The organism is Paenibacillus sp. V4I7, from assembly GCF_030817275.1.
Taxonomy (GTDB): Bacteria; Bacillota; Bacilli; order Paenibacillales; family NBRC-103111; genus Paenibacillus_E.
In genome coordinates this window covers 3,102,927-3,121,622 of the sequence record NZ_JAUSZD010000002.1, presented here as the reverse complement: position 1 = coordinate 3,121,622, position 18,696 = coordinate 3,102,927, and the positions used below count along the sequence as shown (strand labels likewise).

Sequence of the window (18,696 nt, the reverse complement as noted above, 5' to 3'; positions counted from 1 at the left end):
TTTATAATCGGCAGCCTGCTTGATCTTTGTTATGGAACTATCGTGTCCCGTTAGTTTAATCGCTTCATCTCATGGATTCCGCAATTTTAATTAAATCGTTAACTGTAAATTTTTTCTTCAAATATTTCTTATTACCGATTGCCACAGTGTAGTGCATTCCTTCTTTTTGAAATCTTATTTCATAACCTAAGTCGAACCTTGTTCTATATAGAACTCTTGTTCCATCTTTCAATGTATGAAATTGATCGTCTTTCCCTTTATACCTCTCCAACCCCAAAGTTACAGGTTTGATATGTATCTGAAGAAAACCGTTTATAGACTCGTTTAGGTATCGCAGTACCAGTCGCTCATGTTCATATTCAATGTTTCCACTAAAATGGGTAATTTTGAACGGAAATTCTGATGGCACTAATACTTTTCGTTGATACAAATTTTGGTAATTTTTGATAAGCCTTACTTCATCTATTAAAGGATTTGCACCATCAAAAACCGTTCTAATTTTTGTGATTTTATTGTCTTCAACCGTCAGTTCCCAAACAAGTGCAAGTCGTTCACCACCTAGTTCTTCATCCCAGAAATTTGCCAACAAAACCTTTACATGATTTGTTGGGGATGCGACTAGTTGATAACTCTTTATCGGGCTATTTTCTCTAATTTCAGGTAGTTTGACTCCATTAGCCAGACACGTTTGTGCTAAAATATTATCTTTCTTCCAAACTGCTTGTGCGAATTTTACTAACATCAGAATCGTCAAGAGCCTCTGCAATCTCAGAGGAGAAAAGAAAACCTGCAAACACCAGGAGAAATAAAATCAACCTTTTTATATGCATTTTCATCACCCATGGTTACTTTATCCAAATTTATGGGTACGTATGTACATACTCTTCAATTCTGGATACTTTTCCATGCTATTTTGCCCGTTCAACGAACAAGAGCAGGTCGCTTCCGCGCCTGCTCCTGTTGTTATCATTTCACTATCGTTTCTTCGTTAGCTTAATTCGTCAAGCCTACATAGACTAATCCAACGCTAAATAGCTTGCTTCATTAGCGTGGTTACTGTTTTTCACTTTTGAACTTTTCAACCAGTTTTAGAAATTCAGGTGTCGTCTTTACACTAACAATACCAAGATCCTTGGGTAGATTTTCATCCTCTTCTATTTGAAAACTTAGGATAAACTCCGAGATGAATTTGCTATTAAGTAAACATTATTCCATAATTCTTCTTCTGTGGGGTCGAAGTGTTCTTGGTCATGATCCCAAAAGTAAATTTTTCCCCATCCATTCTCAGTAACTCCAATGCAAAGTTGATCCCCACCTGTAATATCCGCAAACGGTATCATGCTTTCAGGCATTCGCCCTAGATAGCGTTCGATATTAGTAATTAAATCATTTTTGTCATTTTGCAAGTTATAAAAATACCCCATTCTCCCTCGTTCATTGTGCTTTGGAATGTTGGTTAATTGTGAATAGCTTATTTGATGGTTATAGTTTATTATCCCATATGTCAAAAGAAATTCTTTATAATCTTGAGGCAAGTGAAACCCATATTTCTGCTCAAATGAAATAATTAAATTACCAGAGTGAATACCACTTTCACTAGTGATGCCTACCTCTAATAATTTCTGTTTTACTTTTTCAAAACTACTCTGCATCTTTATTCACTCCACCCATATAGAGACATTTACTGGGAATATCTTACCACAAATTACTTATACTTAACTACGTTATCCTGCCCGTTAGCGCAATGACGGCTGCCCCGCGGCTGCCGTTTTGTGTTGAACTATCGTTATCCGTTAGCAGAGTAAACTTTAACTTTACCTCAACTATAATTAAAGTCCCTTGTGTCGAGACCTACTATATTCCCTAATCATTAAAATGCCCGATATAAGATATAGAACTGAAGTAATTCCAAACAATTTAAAAATACTCGGGGTCATGGCGGTATAAATGCTGATAGGAAGTGACCAGACAAATGCAATCAACATAAGGGAAGGCTTTTTGATAATGGACGCAATCAGCGCTACACAAGCTGGAAAAAAAAGCGTAAATAATGTATTTATCAAAACGTCATTATCAACATTCTCATGAGTGTACGGATTATAAAAGGTAAATATAAACCAAAGTATCATTGAACAAACTGAAGATGATAACCCAATGAGCCTCGTTATTTTCATTTTCCATCCTCCTCCTTTTAATACATTACCATAATATAGGAAATAAGGAGTTATAAATTCTTTGAACTAAACTGCCCGTTACTTCAACAAATTCAAAAAGGAGCCGCTAAGCAAGCTCCTCCACTATCGTATCCGTTAGTTTAATGCCAATCCCATTCCGAGTAATGGTGATTATTAGGCCCTGTTAGAGCCTCGCGAACGTGATGTAATCGACTTGGACTGGCTCTGCCGATTCGATCAGAAGTGCCCGGTTGATCTGTCCCCGGTGATATTGCCCATGTAAGAGGACCTGCAACAGGATGTCCCGGACGGACGTTCGGAACGGAACCCCGCTCTGGTTCGCATAGTCGATCATCTCGTCCAACTCGGATTCCTCGAGCCCTTCGATATAGACGCGATATTGCTCGGCGTTTTCTTCGAACATCGTCCGGATCACCGTCATGTCTTCCGCTTCCTCCCACAACGAATATTGCGCGCTGCCCTTGCCCTGCAATCGGGACAGCCAGACTCGTTCCGCGACCGCGACGTGCCGAACCAGCTTCAGAAGGTCCTTGCTCTTCGTCTCACTCTCCTCGAGCGCGTCCAAGATGCGTCCGTCCGCCCAGTACAGGTGGTCCATCATGCACTTGATCGTCTTCATTTCGGTTTCCCCCTCTTCGTCTCATCGATTACTTGAACCTACTGTTTTGCGTTAGTTTAACGATTTTTTGGCATCAGGTTTCAATCCTGTTTGCAGGACATGAAAATACTCAGCTAATATTTCGTCAAAATTGGGTTCAGCAGGTAACTTCTCAATATATCTCCATAAAAGCATTTCTTCCGTTGCAATGTGAACAACCTCATACTCCATCTGTGCAGATTCCCAGACAGTAACCTGACCCAAACATCGTTCAGATTCATTAATTATGCCAGTAGACGGGTCAGGAACACTGCTCTCAGGAGTATTATGCTTCACATATTCCGTAGAAATAGATAAATATGCTAAATCACTCTTATTCGATTCCACCCATAGCTTAAATTTATCTCGAATCATTTTACATTCTCCCTTACCTTATGGAGTAAACATATCAAATCGAGATAACAACTGAAATACATTGACTGAAAATATGGCCTTGTTTCACGGCGCTGCCTGTTAAAGCAACTTCGGCAACTGATATCTTGGCCGGTTGCAGTCGTGTTAAGATTGAGCTATCGTTACTGTTTACTTTAATAAGCCGATTGCTTATTTGAGAAATATTTCAAGCTTTGTTTTAAAGACTTCAATATCGTGATTAGCCTTAAGTCCATTTTCCCTTCGTAAATCATTTATTTCTGCCAGTTTAATAATAAGTTGCTCAGCAATGAGTCGGATATTTCCCCTAGAAAATAGATGCTTTTTATAAGTGGACTGTTCTGCACCCCAAATTACAATATCATCTTTATAATGAACATCAATATAGAATCCTCCACAACCAAAAATGCCACAAGAGCAAGTGAACATAGGAAATTTCCCTTGGCTCGTTAGAGAATTATAAAACTCCGTGACGACAAATACTTCATCCTCATCTTCATTAAGCCTAATATCATTGATATAAAGATATATTCTTTCGTTTATTACAGGAGTCAATATCCTTTTGTGTTTAGATACGTTTATATACTTTTTTGATACATCCACGAAAACTTTAACTGTTAATTTATCATAATCTTTTTTCTTGAAAGTCCACACATCACTTACCGCCCTTAATTTAATACCCAATATATTCAAGGCATTTACCACGTTATCCTGCCCGTTAACGTAACGAAGCTACCGATCGTGCCGGCAGCTTCGTCATTCAACTATTGTTCACCGTTAGAGCTCAATGACCAATGGTGATACTTTTGAAATGTCCAATCTTAGCAATCTACCTGTCGTTGTATCAATATAGGCATAGCCCATAAAAAAACGGAAACAAAGCAAACCATCACACCATTTTTCTGAAAGGTCTATTCCCTTGTAGTTATAAGAATTTAAAACACGAAAGTAATACAACTTTGCCCTATCTCCTGTTTTTAAATTATTGATAAATACTGTTCTTGAACCCTCACTATTACTTAAATTATCCATTTCCGGTTGTGAAGTTTCGTCTGTGAATGTTATATTTCTGATTTCAGTTCTCACAATATTGACTTTTGCATTAGGCAGATATGGTGAAATGGCTCTAACGACAGTATGATTAACATAATATTTGTATCCAACATAACCAAACCAAGTAATCGCAATTGCCACTAAAAGTATCAGTATCTTTTTGTGCTTCAAAGTTCGACTCTCCCAAACTACATAAAATCATTCTTTCATTAAAGCAATAATACCATATACTGGAACAAACGTCTTTATCGTATCGCTTCAAATTTCACTCATAGTCGAGCGGTTGAAGTGCTATGACCCTTTCATCATTCAAACAACTTCATTTTGATGAAAACCACTCCCCCACCTCTAACTACATAACAACATCAATAAGCGTTCCACCACGCTAAACTGCCCGTTTGTTCAACGAACAAAGCAGACTGCCGCGACAGTCTGCCTAATTTCACTATCGTTACCAGTTAGCTTAATCAACGTTGCAATCAAGATTAGCTCCACGGATTACAGGAAGCCTCTCTCTAAAACAACTTGTAATTTGAAGATACTAAGTCAATATATTGTTGCCGAGTATAGCCATTGTGCTGCAGATTAAAAGTATCGAGATCCATCTCTTCCGGAAATCCAAACCATTCATAGACTTTTTGTCTCTTCTGAAAATTATTCGGGTGAAGCAGGTCACTCCACTCACCAAATTGTGGTTCACAATTAAGCACCCTTAACAGCTCATACATGGGAAGACTTAATGCTACCCCGCGGTTGCTGAAATCACACTGCGGCCTATCCTCTAAAGTTGTTTTAATTTCTTCCATATCTAAGGGCTTGTCCGCGATTGCTGTACCGAGTCCCCATGAGAAGCGCAGTACGTGGGGACCATGATTTTTTCTTAAGAAACTCAGGTGCATGGGAAAATCAATATCTTTCTCTTCGAGCTGCTTATGGCCCACAATGTCATGCGTTCCCCAAATAATATCCCCATCAGACATAAATTCTGCACGCAATAAAGGGTAAGAGCATATGTCTTCAAAGGGTAAATCTTTATCTGTCGTCTTTAGTTCGTAAAATCGAAAGAGTATTGGCACTGTCATCAGAGAGTTCCAGTTGTGTTCAGCAGGTAATAAGGGTGACAATTTCTTTTTCTCACCTATGATTAAAGCGAATCCGTAATGCGCGCGATCTATCTCGAATCTAAAGATATCTCCGGGCTTGTATTTGATCGTTCGATGTGGCATTGTTCTCATCCTCTCCACTTTATTGAAATAATCAGGCGGACAGGTTTCAATATAATGTGTAATCCAATGCCGAAGCTCGTCGAGAGTATGAAGGTTATCGTCCGAATCAATTGGCAGGTTGATGTGATTTCTAGGATTATACGCATGTATGCCAGAGCCTAACCTTTCACTTGTCAGACGGAAACTAACTGTACATCCAGATGGGGTTGGAGCAATGATATTAGTTGGCGTAATTTTCTTTTCCTTGCCTTTTTCTGTTTTCGGTAAGATGGTGGTCCGATTCTTCGTAGCCATGACCGTATCGAACTCCGTGTAGTGAAACCGAAAAAACGGATCAAATTTGATCACTTTTCGTATTACGTCCTCTTGATCATAATAAACGGTCGTTCCAGATTTAACTTCAACCTCTTCCCACTCGTCACGCACCGGATCTAAGCCGAAATAAGGCCGCTGTTCATTCGTTAGCCGAAAGGTTAAAAACTCTTTCATCTCTAATTCGTCCATGCTGATCTTCATCTTTACTCCCTCTCATCTGTTAAGGTAGGCTAACTAAGGCAATCATACAAACCTCACCCGATGCTTATAAATCACCCGCTGTTCAGCGGCAGTGGTAGATCCATATTCCGATTTACTACTCAGGATAAATTCGATATGCTAGCCACTTCTTATCCACCTTTTCAGCCTCCACCCAAGCTCGATAAACCACTACACTTATTTTACCATGATTGATAACTAAACTGCCCGTTACTTGAATAGGCTGCCTAATTGCCCGCAGCCAGTTTTTATTATTTCGTTATCGTTCTCCGCTCGCACTTACTGAGCAAAAACGACTACACTAATGAAGAGAATAGCTGCAAAAAAACTGAAGTCGTGAATATGAGTATGTCACTCTTATCTTTGTTTAGAATTGCTCGAATTGTACTTAAGAAAAACAACATAAAGAAAAAGGATAATAAAGCTAAGGCAATATCCACTTATTTCATCCCTCCGTTCTAAGTATTCTTTCTACCAATTATATAAGGATCTGCTTCCATGTCACTCTTGAACTCTCGTTTCTCGTTAGTTGAATCATAAGTCTTCATCGAAAGAATATTGACTCCAGCTCCAATGACCTATCTTTTGTTCCTATAGATAACTCTTCCGTAATTTCCCTCCATTGTTGTGGATCAGGAACGGATTTACCTCCGCCTAATGCATCTATCCACTGCTTATGAATGTCATGCATGACTTGGATTTGTTTTTCTAGTCCTTTAATCTGAAAAGTATCGGTATCGGGTAGCAGTACCTTATTATCTAAGTATTGTGTCATCGTATACGCAATCACCGCAGGTTCCATTGAAAACTTCTCTGAAGGTTTTCCCGAGCGTTGGATTACCAAACCATGTAGATCACTGTACGATTTCGAAAAAGTAAGGGTCCCTTCCCGTAGTGTACGCATTTCCTCAATAGGCAATGTTTCGCCAGCGACTAACCGCTCAATCAATTTAACGTTATCGTGGGCCGCTTTGAACAAAACCGTTACTTGATTTCCTAACATCGCGTCGTAATTGCCTTCGTATCGGACAACCTCCTGCCGGGTTACAATCAACCCCCACGACACAATTATTAATACAATAAATTCTGATAAAGCGATGAATAACCAAAATCGCCGTTTCCTCAACATTTGCAAAGTTCAACACCTCCCCTTGATGGGAATTTTGATTTATTATACCATAAATTGGATCTATCTGCTGCCCGTTAGTTGAGAAAAGGCAACCAGTCGTCTGACCGGTTGCCTTGATGCTAACTTGTTTCCCGTTAGCATAATAAGAATATATTATCCTTCACGCAAACCTAAATATCGTATTTCTTTGTTGTCAACAATTGCGATATAGATATCGCCTTTTTCAACTGGTTTATATATTAAAGTTCCGACTGGTAGTTTGGTAGCAATATAATTCTCGAATTCACCACTTTCTTTAGTTTGCTTCTTAATCTCCCCGACTTCTTCACCTAATGTTAATTCCAGTTCATTTACCCACTCACTATCTTCTGCATTACTATATATAATGCCATTTAACATAAAAATATCTGCATCTTTATTATTTGTTAAAATATCTTTAGCAGTTGGATTTCCTATATATCGAGAATTACAAGAAGCAATTATAAAAGTGATGGACAGTATTCCAAAAAGTAAGCACAATTTTCTCATTTAAATCCCCCTTTTATTTTTTGACGTTATGAATATTAAAAAAGTTTCTCGCTTTTCCACTATCCTGCCCGTTAGTTCAATCGTTGCCCCTGTTTAGCTTATGTTATAAATTCATCAAATTTAACTAGCTGCTGAGAACGGTTTTCAGTTACGTTTAACAATACAAGTTCTTGTCATCATTCGGCAAACGATATATGTTCTTGTCTTTGGCTTTTGACAAGAACATATATCGTTAAAACAAAAAAAGCCGCAACTACGCGACTTTTAAGCTTATATGTTCTTGTCACCCTACACCTGTCTAATTGTTCGGTTTACAAAACTACTTTTCAATTCAAGTCAGCAGATCATGCGCAACATCATCTATACCAAGCTTTTTACGAAAACTCCATTGGATATCTCTATTCTCTGGATTATTAAAATCCCAAATATCGTCGTATAAAGTGATAACAACGGAACCATCTTCTAATTCTTTTGTTTCAAACCCATCCCGAAATGCAAGTAATGATTCTTTCGAAATGAAATTGAAATACTCATTACCAAACCACATTGTCCAACATGATCCAAACCACAGCCCTCTTTTGACATAATGATTATGTCCTGGTAAACATTCTTTATCAACAACTAGTTCTTCTTTTTTAAATACATTTGTCTTAAGTTTAAGAACCAAGTTTTCCAATGGCTTATTTGCATCTTTGTATCTTTCAATATTAGTGGTGTTTTGCCATTTTTGATCCTCATCTGAAACGGCAAAACCAACAGTTCCATTGTACGATTGAAAGAATTTTGAGAACTTATGTTTTATTTCATACATTGTGTACTCATCTATAAGAGACTTCTGGTATATACAAAGAATAGATGGAAGCGCAAGAGCGCCTTTTGTTAAGGTAAATGAACTAATCTCATCCTTTAAATCTAATTGAAAAATATCCTCGTTTGAAATTATCTTCTCTAGCTCTCTATATAGTTGTTTTTGATTGAATTTGCGTTCGGTTAGCTGTGTCCTCAATTGGGAGTAAACAAAACTAACTCATCGATCCAGTTCTTTATGTTTTGGAGAGTAATAGCCTCCTCTGAAATATAAAACTTCACAAACAATCGATCTTCCAACTAGCTCACCCCTTGCTTGGAAAAATGACTACAATAGACTAACTAGAAAGTCACATTTACATATCAGTGACGTTAAATTTCGATATAAACATTACTTTATCCTGCCCGTTAACATTCCTGTAGGTGTTAGTAGATTCAACTTGCAGAAAAAAGGACGCCTCGCTAGGATGAGTATGTACTGGGTTGCAGCCCTCAGAACTCACCTTAGGAGGCGTTATCATGAAGTCTAGTCTAATTAAATCTCAAAATCAACGTGTAGAACGAATTTCCACTTCTACTCTAGTCATAGGCATCGACATTGCCAAGGAGAAGCACGCTGCACAAGCCATTAATTTTCGAGGTATTGTCCTCACCAAGCGCCCTATTCTATTTTCGAATGACCTAGCTGGTTTTGAGCATTTAGAACACAGTATTCGGAAATTACAGAAGATGCACGGCATGAATGACTTCGTTGTGGGAATGGAGAGCACCGGTCACTACTGGTTCAATATTGCCAACTGGTTGGTAGGTCAAGGAATTGATGTGGCTCTTGTCAATCCAATGACAACCAAACGCAATAAGGAAAACAGAGATAACTCACCTTCCAAGAACGACCCAAAAGATGCTCTGGTCATCGCCGATGCGGTGAGTCGTGGGTTCTACACGCCATTCGCTCCAAAGGATGAAGCATTCCGCCGCCTACGGGTTATGGTTACAAATAGAGAGCACTGGGTTGTTAAATCAGGACGGATTAAGAATAGAATCCACCGCTGGCTCGATATCCGGTTTCCAGAATACAGACACGCATTTGATGATATTTTTAGCGATCGTTCCTTGGCCACTTTGCACCGGTTCCCAGCCCCTTCTGACCTATTGCAGCTAACTCCGGAGCAAATGGTACAGATCTGGGGTGAGTATATGACCAGACCTGGCGGGGTACGAGGTAAGAACAAGGCGATGGAACTTCAATCACTCGCTAGACATAGCGTTGGAGACACTACTGCCCTTGAAGAAGACAAATGGGAGCTGAGGCACTCATCGAAGAGTATGAAAGAATCTGCCGAATCATTGATGAAGCGAACGAGATGATTGAAAGGTACTGCCTGAAATTCCTTGTTCAGATCTCGTTCGATCTGTCGGTGCTTCCGTTCCTGTTACCAATGGATGAAGAAATACCAGGACAGCGGGCAGGATGCCCTACAGGATGGCCGAGAGCGAAAAAAGGCAGATGAGGAGTTAACCGACGCAGACCGCCAAAAGCTTGCGATGAAGAAGCTGGAGGCTGAAAATGAACGTCTACGGACAGAGATTGCATTTTTAAAAAAGTTAGAGGAACTCGAGAGAAGGCGACGCTAAGTTCAATCCGGCAGGAGAATATCTATCTTACGATTCAAGTCTTTCAGCAGGAAACCAAATCCAACGTGAAGGTGCTATGTGAAATTGCAGAGATTCCACGTTCCAGCTATTACAAATGGCTACAACGCAAACCTAGTGCTCGTGAACTGGCAAACCAACAACTCACAGAAGCGATGCTCTTGTTGCACGAAAAGGTTGGCGGCATCTATGGATACCGTCGACTAACCCTTCATTTACGCCGACAAACGCAGCAACAGATCAACCATAAACGCATCCAGCGTCTTATGGGACTTAAGGGAATTCAATCGGTGATTCGCAGAAAGCGAAAGAAATATGCACCGTCATCTCCTCAGCACATCGCAGAGAATCTGTTAAACCGTAAGTTCCACGCCGAAACACCAAATGAGAAATGGTTAACTGATGTCACGGAATTCAAATATGGACATGGTCAAAAGGCGTAATTAAGTGCCATTAGACCTGTATGATAATACAATTGTCTCCTACGTACTGGGGAAATCCAATAACAACAGTCTCGTGTTCCAAACCTTAAAATTGGCGATGCAAACGGCCCCAAACAGCACGCCTATGCTTCATAGTGACCGTGGTTTTCAGTATAGTTTTCCGTTAGCTCAATGAACCAGGTTAACTTATTTATCAGATGTGCCTGGCTTCCAACCCACTTCTTGAGACCAGTTATGCGCTTTTTGTATGATATCCCAAACGATCGGACCTTTCCCTTCAACATATTTTGGGCGTTCATTTTTAAATAGTTCCATTAATCGATGTTTCTCCTCAGCGTACCTTAAGCAATCTTGAGGGTGCTCACGCAAATAATCTCTAAAGAGCAAAGTCATTTGCTCAGAAAAACTACCGACTTGTCTAACATGAATATGAGTTCTTCGAGTGCCCGGTAATTCTCGAAAATATCTCTTAGTTTTGTCCGGATTTTCTTCGCGAAATACAAAACCAACGCTCTCAATTTTGGTCTTATAGGATGTAATGTCATCGTAATTTAGAACAGATATTTGGATATCAATGATTGGTTTTGCATCCAGACCTACGATCGATGTAGAACCAACATGATCAATACGAATGGCCAAATCTCCTAATGAATTTCTCAATTTTAAAGCAATATCATTGAACAGAACCTTCCAACCACTATCGTGTTTGGATATCCTCCATTGATCTTCCATTTAATCTAATCCCCTTCAATTTATTGTTTTTATTTATCCTAATTTTACCATAACTAGATTTCCAATCTGATATAAATAATTGCCTCCTTTAAACATAACTGCCATTACTTTAATTAAAAAGCAGCCGATCGTTCTGGTCGGCTGCAGTCGTATCTTGATTCAGCTATCGTTCTCCGTCAGAGCGTAATAAGTTTATTAAACCACTTTAATGTAAATATTAACCGAAATCTTTTAGCCTATTGTCCAGAAGGAATAAATAACTTGGACATGGGGTGGGTATAATAACAATACTATTTGATTTTGACAATTAAGGGGTTGTTATCAATGGTCGGTTCTCATGTTGTTGGATTGTCTTCAACGGAACTATCCGCATTGTGGTCATCTTATATTAGTGACAGTTTAGCGATATGTATCTCCAAGTATTTATTGAAAATAACTGAAGACGACGAAGTAAAGCCACTTGTTGAATTATCGTTGACCTTAGCGCAATCACACATAGAAACCATTCAGCATCTTTTTGAAAAAGAAAAATTCCCTATCCCCATTGGGTTTACTGATGCAGATGTCAATGTTACAGTACCCCCGCTATTTTTCGATACATTCCCTCTGAGTTATGTGTATGCCATGAGCCGAATTGGTCTGACCAAGTATGCCTTGTTTTTATCTAACACAGCTCGAGAGGATGTAAGAAACTATTTTACTCAGTGTTTGCAGTCCACAACTGATTTGTACAACAAATCCGTCACACTTATGTTAACCAAGGGGATCTACGATCGACCTCCAATGATTCCTTATCCGGAGCATGCTACCTTTGTTAAAAAGAAAGAAAACTTTTTGTCTAAATGGTTTGGGCCGCAGAGAACGCTGAATGTAATGGAAGTATCCGAAATGTTCTTCAACATAGAGCGGAATTATTTCGGACTAATCCTTCTTACAGCATTTATGCAGGTAGTTAAGGACGAACATATTAAGCGTTTACTGGCAAGGGGAAAACAACTGTCTATGAATCAAATCAAATTCATCAATGATAAGTTGGTTCAAGATGATTTGCTCGGGACAATCATGGTCAATACAGAAGTCACCACATCAACGGTATCCCCTTTTTCAGATAAATTGATCCTAAATCTACTTAACTTACTTAATTCTTCAGCTCTCACCTATCTTGGAAATGCGCTATCCGTGACGACACGACTTGATTTGGCTGGTGAGTATTCCAAGCTTATGGCTGAAGTAATGAGTTTCGGTAAAGATGTAACTGATTTGCTGATTGAAAGGGAATGGCTAGAAGAGCCTCCGGTTACACCTGACCGGAAGAAACTTGCCGGCGTCTAACTAGCTAAAAGTAGCATCAATGGACAAATCCAACCATCTTTTTTTCCTTACTTTACCACAAAAATTGGGTTTAGTTACGCAATTCTGCCCGTTACTTCAACAGGCTGCCGAGTAAGCCGGCAGCCTGTCATTATTGTGCTATCGTTCTCCGTTAAACCTAATGGAGACTATTTGGCAGCCTCCATATTTGTTTATTTAATCTTTAAGGATGACTTTGTAAAAAAATACGCTGCTGTAAATATTATTACTCCACCAACTGTGTTAATTATTAGATAAGGTTCTATATAGCTGGAACAATAAAAAGGTAGTTCCTCACACAATATGTTATAACCGGATGACGGAAATGCACGTCCGTACCAAGGGAAGCCTTGAGCTAGCAAAGTTGCTAAGAAAGCAATACCTAGCTTATCCACTATTTGAGTTACAAAAAATGTATGTAACAAAATAATGTGATTTTTAGAATTATACCGAACATGATTTATATCAGCTAAGGCAATAACTAATGAACCTAAGTAAGGAATAATTGTAAACAGCACTCCATAATACAACCAAGAGATGGATCTACTTTGATCTGCTGGAACGTTTACCACTGCTGAGTAACTAATTGCTGCAAACATATATGTTAAAAAGTAAAACACAGTATAACCAATAGCTATAAGTAAAGTACGTGATATGACAGGGTATCTAATATTATTCATAGATCTCCTTAGTAGAGTTAAAATATTTCGTTGTTACCATATTTTACCACATTTAAATACGTATTCATATAGTAAATTACCACACAATCCTGCCAGTTAACGTAATGAAGGCCACCGATCATACCGGCAGCCTCGTCCTGGGTGTTCATTCCACTATCGTTATCCGTTAGTTGAATCGTGTTAGACTCCATAGAAATCTTTTAACTTTAGCCATGTCTCGAACCAAAAGGTTTTCACTTTATTGGGTTTCGAAATCTCTATCTCAACATCTTTTTTAATTATATAAACTGTACCATCTCTAGTATTTAAAGTATCGCCAAATCGAAAAGCGATATCTAGGCTGTCTTTTCTAAACTGTTCTTCTCTTGTATCTGACCACTCCGCCTTGCCAACCGAAAATCTCTTTTTCAATATTCCTTATCTCTCCCGTTTCCGATTTGTCTACACCCAGCCTGCTCATTAATTGCTACCGGTAATCTGTTATTTTTTGCGCTATCGTTTCCCGGTAGTTAATAAGGTACTCGAACACACTTACTTAGCAAAAATAACTACACTACTATATAGAAAAGCTACAAAAAAACCGAAGTAGTGAATATGAGAATATCACTTTTATCTTTGTTAAGAATTGCTCGAATTGTAATTAAGAAAAACAACATAAAGAAAAAGGATACCAATAAAGCTAAGGCGACATCCACTTATTTCATCCCTCCATTCTAAGCAAAGATTCTTATAAATATCATAGAGTATATTATTCAAAAAAGCAGCGGACAAGGGGGTTAGCCCCGTAGCCTGACACGGTGTTATCTGAAGTAACCTGACATCCTTGAGTACAATCTAATTCTTGCTCTTGTACGGCACTTCGAACAGGATTTTATTGTTCTTGTCATAAGCATTAATTCTCAATTCATTCATTTCAACTAATCCGTAATATACTCTCTTCCAATTAGTTTGGATAATGTTCGCCTCGATAACCTGATTGTACTTATCGATTATTTCAATTTTATTTATTTCGGGATCATTAATAAAACCATATATTAAATACCTTCTAACATTATCTTTAAAGTTAATTCCTGATTGATCTATTAACAATTTAGTTTCATTATACATTGCATTTGATGAACTCAGTTTCCATCCTTTAACTTCATCACCCTCAAACACTGCCAAGCCAATACCAATATTTCCATTATCAAAAGGGGCTCTAAATAAAATGAACGGTCTTGTCATTATGGAGCCTTGATAAATTATTTCCTGTCCTTCTTTTTTATGTGTTTTATAAAACTCTTCTTCAATTGTCTTGCTTTTACATCCAGAAATAACAAGAGAAATAAATAATAGGATTAAAATAATTCTATAAACTCTCATGTTCCCTCCATAATCTCAGGTTATTTCAGATACCGTCTTTTTGGCGAAATTCGGTTAATAGCCGTGTTAGACAGGTTTGCTTCATAGATAACAAAAGATATTCAATTATTAGCGAACCAATGACAATTCCCTTTAACGCTATACAAGTATTCTGCCCTTAGCGTAACAAGGCTGCCCATCGTTCCCGCGGCAGCCTTATTGATGTTCGTTATTCAACTATCGTCTTCCGTTAGTTTAATCACATACTGGGTTATATTTCTTTATCCTGTCTAAATATTACTTTCTGTCACCTATCCCAATAAGGTTAACATCGGCATTTATTTTTATTTTTATATTCGGATACTGTTCCTCCCATATATTTTCGTCCCAATGTCTAGTTCTGCTTCGTACAAAGTTACCAAGACCCAGTGGATCGATTCCTAGTTTTTGAAATCTATGGATTAAATTCTCTCCTTCATTAACAATTTCTTTACTAAATGTAGCTTCAAGGTGTTGTCTGTCATTATCTGTTATTTCGAAACCTGTACTTTCCAAAATGCTCCCTTCCATTTTAAGTTGAATGTCAATTTCAGGATTAACGGTATTAAATGACACTTTATATCGAAAACTGGATTGTTCGTTCTGTACAGAAACGTATACATCTTTCTTTAATTTCGTTTCATATGTACCGTGATTCTTTTTTTCAACAAGCAATTTAAAAAATTTTAATTCCTTATTGTTTAAGGAATCAACATACTTGTCCTTTTGAAATAAAGCTAGACCCGTTATTTTAAATTTACCCTCTTCTAATTTTACAAGCGGCAGATACGGATCGATCCCTTTACCCAACAAGGCATATTCAAAAGTATGCAAATTTGTCCTTGGTAAATGTCCTTCTTTAAGATTACTATTGAATTGTTGAATCAAATAATTGCCTTTTTCCACAGAATGATTATATTTAGCCTCTAATAACTCTTTAGCTTGTCCATCTACCACTGCTATTTGCAAACGTTTAGATACTCTTGGATTTCTCAAGGTCATATCTATAGCTTTTTCAAGTCCTTCTTTAGCAAGCTGACGACTACAAAGTAGGACGGATAGCTTTCCACTTAATATGGGCATGTTCTCCTCTTCCAGAAGTATTCCTCCTGCATTTATAATGGTTTGACTAACGGCGGTTGCCTCGACATTTGTAATCGTGTCCTTACCCTTGTACTGAGGTTTTGAAATCGTTAATATCATTGTCGTCTCCGGCCCTTTATCCAAACCTATAACAAGAGGGATTGATACTCGATCAATTATTGATTTATTTACGCAACCTATCAGAGCAACGATAGTAATAAAAATAACAATTACAATCAGAGCAAATCGTTTCATCCAGGTTTCACCTTCTTTATCATCACAAGTAAAAACATAATGGGAATATAAGCGTAAACAATCGTCATGCCGGAATAAGACAGCAAAAGATGCGCATAGTCTGTAATTTTAGGATGAGACAGTAAGGTCACAAAAATAAACAACAGCACTACATAAATAGGAACCGTGGTAGTTAATCTGATATTGGTGATTATTTTAGTGATTCGGCTCACGGACCATAAACTTAAACATAGAACAGGTAGAACGCGCATCAACTGAGAAGCAACACCCACAAATTCAAAACGTTCAACATACGGAAGCTGTACGAATTGGAATTGAGATAATGTTGGCCATATTAGTTTAATTAATTGGTCTTTACTAAAAAATGCTAATGATGTTAGTATTTCGCTCAGGTAAAATAAGGTAACGGTTAAATTAGCTAAGTGCACCCAACGTTCAGATTTTTGAGGCTGTTTAAAAAATGGATAACAAATCAATATGACTTCCACGCCAAGGAAAATAAAGGTTGTTTCCCCTAAGCCTTTTGCTATTTCAACTACTTTATGATCCATAATGGGTAAGAAATTGCTAAAATGAAAATAGGGTGCAAGAAATACATAAATAAAAAGTAGCAGATATTGAAATAAACTAAAGAAGCAAACTCCGATAACTATTCTTAAACCGCCATATACGGCATAGCAGGCAAGAGAAAGTAACACCAGATTAAGAATCCATCTCTCCAGATCAGGAAACATCCATACCTGAACGATCTCTATAAATGTTCCAAGCACAGTGCCACCGAAAAGAAGCAGATATCCGATAAGCACCAGGTTCAATAAATTACCAATCCACCTCCCGAAAAAAACTTGGTTGATGGATATAATGTCTTTTTTTTCTGAATTTAATATCCGATACATCATCCAAATGACGAAGTGAAAAATAAGACCGTTTAATATGACAACAATCCACGCATCCTGTCCAGCTATCTTTGTAAGCGCACTTTGGAATGTCAGGAAGCCTACTCCTAATTGCATACAGTGTGCTGCAAAAAATGCCATATAAGGTGAAAGTAAGTATTTTTCACTGATGTTATTGCCCATAATTTACAACCTCATTCTTCATCTAGATCTGAACTTATTCTGGAAGGATTTTGTGTACGTAGGGAGCTTGGTCTCTTAGAAAAACTCGAAAAGGGAAGACGAACCAACGAATCATTTAAATCAGAACGTCGAAACGGGTAAATGGGTGCCAAATAAGGTGATCCCAACGTCTTTAACCTCAAAAGATGTATGAGAATGAAAGCAGAAATGATAAATATACCGAGCAATCCCAGCCATTGTGCAGCTAAAATCAGTGGGTATCGAAGTAACCGAATCGTCGTGCTCATTCTGAAAATCGGAGTAGTGAAAGAGGCCAAAGCAGATAATCCAACAATAATTAACAATATATTGCTGGTGAGTGATGCTTGGACAGCTGCAGTCCCAATTACAATACCTCCTACTATTCCTATGGTTTGTCCAACTCTAGCCGGTAATCTCGCACCTGCTTCTCTCAAAAGTTCAATGGTCAATTCCATAATAATTGCTTCGATAACAGGCGGCAATGGAATCGTTGCCCTTGACGAAATCAGCGTGCTTAATAAAGTAGTAGAAACTACTTCGTAATGATAAGTGGTTACGGCTACATAAAGTGATGAAGCACTTATGGAAAAAATAATTGCAAAAATCCTTATTAGCCTAAAGAAAGATGCGATATTCCAAGGCAAATAATAATCTTCATATGACACAAAAAACCAATTTAACGATACTGGACCGAGCAATGCATCAGGAGAACCATCCATTAAGATAGCAACCTGTCCTAATCCTAAACCTGAACATATACGATCCGGTCTTTCCGTTTCCAACAGCTGAGGGAAAATCGATTTCGTGTTTCCTTCAATCATTTGTGACAACATAGTGGTGTCAAATAGAAAATCATAATCTATACCCTCAATTCTCTCTGTAACAGTTCTCACGTAATCCTCATTAGTTATCCCTTCCAAATAACAAACAACCACTTTTGATTTCGATAAGCTACCTACAGAGAGTTCCTTCATTTTAAGGTTTGGAACAGGCAATCTTCTACGTATCAAATTCAAATTAACTTCTAAGGATTCTACAAGTGCTTCTTTTGGCCCAACTACACTAAATTCAATTTCAGGTTGTTGAACGGATCTACCTTTATTTTCTGCTCCATCTACTAATACAACTTGTTTATCCTTTCCTTTGAAATAAATAACAACGTATCCTCTAAGCAATTTTCCCTCAATTATTTCCCACTCTGCTGTCATCAATTTTTCAGTAAATGGTAATAAAGCATAGAATTCGACTAACGATTGATCCCCGTTTAAATTGATGAGAGGCAAGATTGATTCATGTAAAATAGTTGGATTAATTAAGGTTTTAAAATAGCTAATAGTAAAGGGAAGGATAGATGTACAATTCTCATAAATTATAAAATCAGATGAATTCGCCATTTTTTTTAGGTTATTTATATGTTCATCATTCTTTTCCAGGTTCATTGGTAGAATTTCCTTTCTTAAATTTATAGTGATATTGTTTCAAAATTTGACGGAATTTATCCAACAAGTACTAGTTGTC

Annotated in this window: 22 protein-coding genes; 4 read left to right on the top strand and 18 right to left on the bottom strand. The window is 37.9% G+C overall.

What is annotated here, in order from left to right; all coding sequences use genetic code 11:
* Positions 1-64 precede the first annotated feature (64 nt).
* The 10 genes from QFZ80_RS15475 to QFZ80_RS15430 all read right to left on the bottom strand — a co-directional run bounded on the left by QFZ80_RS15475 (position 65) and on the right by QFZ80_RS15430 (position 8,701).
* A complete protein-coding gene (locus QFZ80_RS15475; RefSeq protein WP_307559784.1) occupies positions 65-754 on the bottom strand; it encodes a hypothetical protein in 690 nt (229 codons plus the stop codon).
* A 412-nt stretch (positions 755-1,166) separates the two neighbouring features.
* Entirely contained in the window at positions 1,167-1,652 is a 486-nt protein-coding gene (locus QFZ80_RS15470; RefSeq protein ID WP_307559782.1) for an SMI1/KNR4 family protein, read from the bottom strand.
* Positions 1,653-2,358: 706 nt separating this feature from the next.
* The gene (locus QFZ80_RS15465) at positions 2,359-2,814 is read right to left on the bottom strand and encodes a DinB family protein (RefSeq protein WP_307545565.1); all 456 of its coding nucleotides are present in this window, start codon (positions 2,812-2,814) and stop codon (positions 2,359-2,361) included.
* A 51-nt stretch (positions 2,815-2,865) separates the two neighbouring features.
* Positions 2,866-3,207: an immunity protein TriTu family protein gene (locus QFZ80_RS15460; RefSeq protein ID WP_307545563.1), complete on the bottom strand. Its 342-nt coding sequence runs from the start codon at positions 3,205-3,207 to the stop codon at positions 2,866-2,868.
* A 189-nt stretch (positions 3,208-3,396) separates the two neighbouring features.
* Positions 3,397-3,930: a hypothetical protein gene (locus QFZ80_RS15455; RefSeq protein WP_307559779.1), complete on the bottom strand. Its 534-nt coding sequence runs from the start codon at positions 3,928-3,930 to the stop codon at positions 3,397-3,399.
* Positions 3,931-4,002: 72 nt separating this feature from the next.
* Entirely contained in the window at positions 4,003-4,449 is a 447-nt protein-coding gene (locus QFZ80_RS15450) for a hypothetical protein (protein WP_307545559.1), read from the bottom strand.
* A 344-nt stretch (positions 4,450-4,793) separates the two neighbouring features.
* On the bottom strand, positions 4,794-6,020 hold the full coding sequence (locus QFZ80_RS15445; protein WP_307559777.1) for an immunity 26/phosphotriesterase HocA family protein: 1,227 nt from the start codon (positions 6,018-6,020) through the stop codon (positions 4,794-4,796).
* 562 nt (positions 6,021-6,582) lie between these two features.
* Positions 6,583-7,173 carry a hypothetical protein gene (locus tag QFZ80_RS15440; protein WP_307545555.1) on the bottom strand — a complete coding sequence of 197 codons (591 nt, stop codon included), beginning with the start codon at positions 7,171-7,173 and terminating at the stop codon, positions 6,583-6,585.
* Positions 7,174-7,320: 147 nt separating this feature from the next.
* On the bottom strand, positions 7,321-7,695 hold the full coding sequence (locus QFZ80_RS15435; RefSeq protein WP_307545552.1) for a hypothetical protein: 375 nt from the start codon (positions 7,693-7,695) through the stop codon (positions 7,321-7,323).
* 331 nt (positions 7,696-8,026) lie between these two features.
* Positions 8,027-8,701 (bottom strand): hypothetical protein, encoded by a 675-nt coding sequence (locus tag QFZ80_RS15430; protein WP_307559776.1) that lies wholly within the window; start codon positions 8,699-8,701, stop codon positions 8,027-8,029.
* Positions 8,702-9,021: 320 nt separating this feature from the next.
* Here QFZ80_RS15430 and QFZ80_RS15425 point away from each other — a divergent pair, with 320 nt between their 5' ends.
* The 3 genes from QFZ80_RS15425 to QFZ80_RS15415 all read left to right on the top strand — a co-directional run bounded on the left by QFZ80_RS15425 (position 9,022) and on the right by QFZ80_RS15415 (position 10,598).
* Entirely contained in the window at positions 9,022-9,870 is an 849-nt protein-coding gene (locus tag QFZ80_RS15425; RefSeq protein WP_307559774.1) for an IS110 family transposase, read from the top strand.
* Positions 9,871-9,945: 75 nt separating this feature from the next.
* A complete protein-coding gene (locus QFZ80_RS15420) occupies positions 9,946-10,137 on the top strand; it encodes a hypothetical protein (protein ID WP_307559772.1) in 192 nt (63 codons plus the stop codon).
* A gap of 65 nt (positions 10,138-10,202) precedes the next feature.
* Positions 10,203-10,598, top strand: a complete 396-nt coding sequence (locus tag QFZ80_RS15415; RefSeq protein WP_307559770.1) for an IS3 family transposase — start codon at positions 10,203-10,205, stop codon at positions 10,596-10,598.
* Positions 10,599-10,784: 186 nt separating this feature from the next.
* Here QFZ80_RS15415 and QFZ80_RS15410 read toward each other — a convergent pair whose 3' ends face one another.
* On the bottom strand, positions 10,785-11,330 hold the full coding sequence (locus QFZ80_RS15410; RefSeq protein ID WP_307559768.1) for a GrpB family protein: 546 nt from the start codon (positions 11,328-11,330) through the stop codon (positions 10,785-10,787).
* A gap of 324 nt (positions 11,331-11,654) precedes the next feature.
* Here QFZ80_RS15410 and QFZ80_RS15405 point away from each other — a divergent pair, with 324 nt between their 5' ends.
* Complete coding sequence (locus QFZ80_RS15405) at positions 11,655-12,662, top strand: DUF3231 family protein (protein WP_307559766.1); 1,008 nt, start codon at positions 11,655-11,657, stop codon at positions 12,660-12,662.
* A gap of 191 nt (positions 12,663-12,853) precedes the next feature.
* Here QFZ80_RS15405 and QFZ80_RS15400 read toward each other — a convergent pair whose 3' ends face one another.
* From QFZ80_RS15400 to QFZ80_RS15370, 7 genes are all read right to left on the bottom strand, one after another.
* Positions 12,854-13,360, bottom strand: a complete 507-nt coding sequence (locus QFZ80_RS15400) for a hypothetical protein (RefSeq protein WP_307559764.1) — start codon at positions 13,358-13,360, stop codon at positions 12,854-12,856.
* Positions 13,361-13,377: 17 nt separating this feature from the next.
* Entirely contained in the window at positions 13,378-13,551 is a 174-nt protein-coding gene (locus QFZ80_RS15395; RefSeq protein WP_307559762.1) for a hypothetical protein, read from the bottom strand.
* Positions 13,541-13,771: a hypothetical protein gene (locus tag QFZ80_RS15390; protein ID WP_307559761.1), complete on the bottom strand. Its 231-nt coding sequence runs from the start codon at positions 13,769-13,771 to the stop codon at positions 13,541-13,543. The genes QFZ80_RS15395 and QFZ80_RS15390 overlap by 11 nt, the downstream gene beginning before the upstream one ends.
* A gap of 423 nt (positions 13,772-14,194) precedes the next feature.
* Positions 14,195-14,722, bottom strand: coding sequence for a hypothetical protein (locus QFZ80_RS15385; protein WP_307559760.1), 528 nt, complete (start codon positions 14,720-14,722; stop codon positions 14,195-14,197).
* A 276-nt stretch (positions 14,723-14,998) separates the two neighbouring features.
* Complete coding sequence (locus tag QFZ80_RS15380; protein ID WP_307559758.1) at positions 14,999-16,078, bottom strand: Ger(x)C family spore germination protein; 1,080 nt, start codon at positions 16,076-16,078, stop codon at positions 14,999-15,001.
* Positions 16,075-17,157, bottom strand: coding sequence for a GerAB/ArcD/ProY family transporter (locus tag QFZ80_RS15375; RefSeq protein ID WP_307559756.1), 1,083 nt, complete (start codon positions 17,155-17,157; stop codon positions 16,075-16,077). The genes QFZ80_RS15380 and QFZ80_RS15375 overlap by 4 nt, the downstream gene beginning before the upstream one ends.
* An 11-nt stretch (positions 17,158-17,168) precedes the next feature.
* Positions 17,169-18,617 (bottom strand): spore germination protein, encoded by a 1,449-nt coding sequence (locus QFZ80_RS15370; protein WP_307559754.1) that lies wholly within the window; start codon positions 18,615-18,617, stop codon positions 17,169-17,171.
* Between the last annotated feature and the right edge of the window lie 79 nt (positions 18,618-18,696).

Coding starts and splice junctions, on each gene's coding strand:
- QFZ80_RS15470 (WP_307559782.1), bottom strand. CDS start 1,652: ATGCAGAGTAGTTTTGAAAAAGTAAAACAGAAATTATTAGAGGTAGGC.
- QFZ80_RS15385 (WP_307559760.1), bottom strand. CDS start 14,722: ATGAGAGTTTATAGAATTATTTTAATCCTATTATTTATTTCTCTTGTT.
- QFZ80_RS15445 (WP_307559777.1), bottom strand. CDS start 6,020: ATGAAGATCAGCATGGACGAATTAGAGATGAAAGAGTTTTTAACCTTT.
- QFZ80_RS15395 (WP_307559762.1), bottom strand. CDS start 13,551: ATGGAGTCTAACACGATTCAACTAACGGATAACGATAGTGGAATGAAC.
- QFZ80_RS15425 (WP_307559774.1), top strand. CDS start 9,022: ATGAAGTCTAGTCTAATTAAATCTCAAAATCAACGTGTAGAACGAATT.
- QFZ80_RS15460 (WP_307545563.1), bottom strand. CDS start 3,207: ATGATTCGAGATAAATTTAAGCTATGGGTGGAATCGAATAAGAGTGAT.
- QFZ80_RS15375 (WP_307559756.1), bottom strand. CDS start 17,157: ATGGGCAATAACATCAGTGAAAAATACTTACTTTCACCTTATATGGCA.
- QFZ80_RS15465 (WP_307545565.1), bottom strand. CDS start 2,814: ATGAAGACGATCAAGTGCATGATGGACCACCTGTACTGGGCGGACGGA.
- QFZ80_RS15405 (WP_307559766.1), top strand. CDS start 11,655: ATGGTCGGTTCTCATGTTGTTGGATTGTCTTCAACGGAACTATCCGCA.
- QFZ80_RS15370 (WP_307559754.1), bottom strand. CDS start 18,617: ATGAACCTGGAAAAGAATGATGAACATATAAATAACCTAAAAAAAATG.
- QFZ80_RS15400 (WP_307559764.1), bottom strand. CDS start 13,360: ATGAATAATATTAGATACCCTGTCATATCACGTACTTTACTTATAGCT.
- QFZ80_RS15420 (WP_307559772.1), top strand. CDS start 9,946: ATGAAGAAATACCAGGACAGCGGGCAGGATGCCCTACAGGATGGCCGA.
- QFZ80_RS15410 (WP_307559768.1), bottom strand. CDS start 11,330: ATGGAAGATCAATGGAGGATATCCAAACACGATAGTGGTTGGAAGGTT.
- QFZ80_RS15435 (WP_307545552.1), bottom strand. CDS start 7,695: ATGAGAAAATTGTGCTTACTTTTTGGAATACTGTCCATCACTTTTATA.
- QFZ80_RS15380 (WP_307559758.1), bottom strand. CDS start 16,078: ATGAAACGATTTGCTCTGATTGTAATTGTTATTTTTATTACTATCGTT.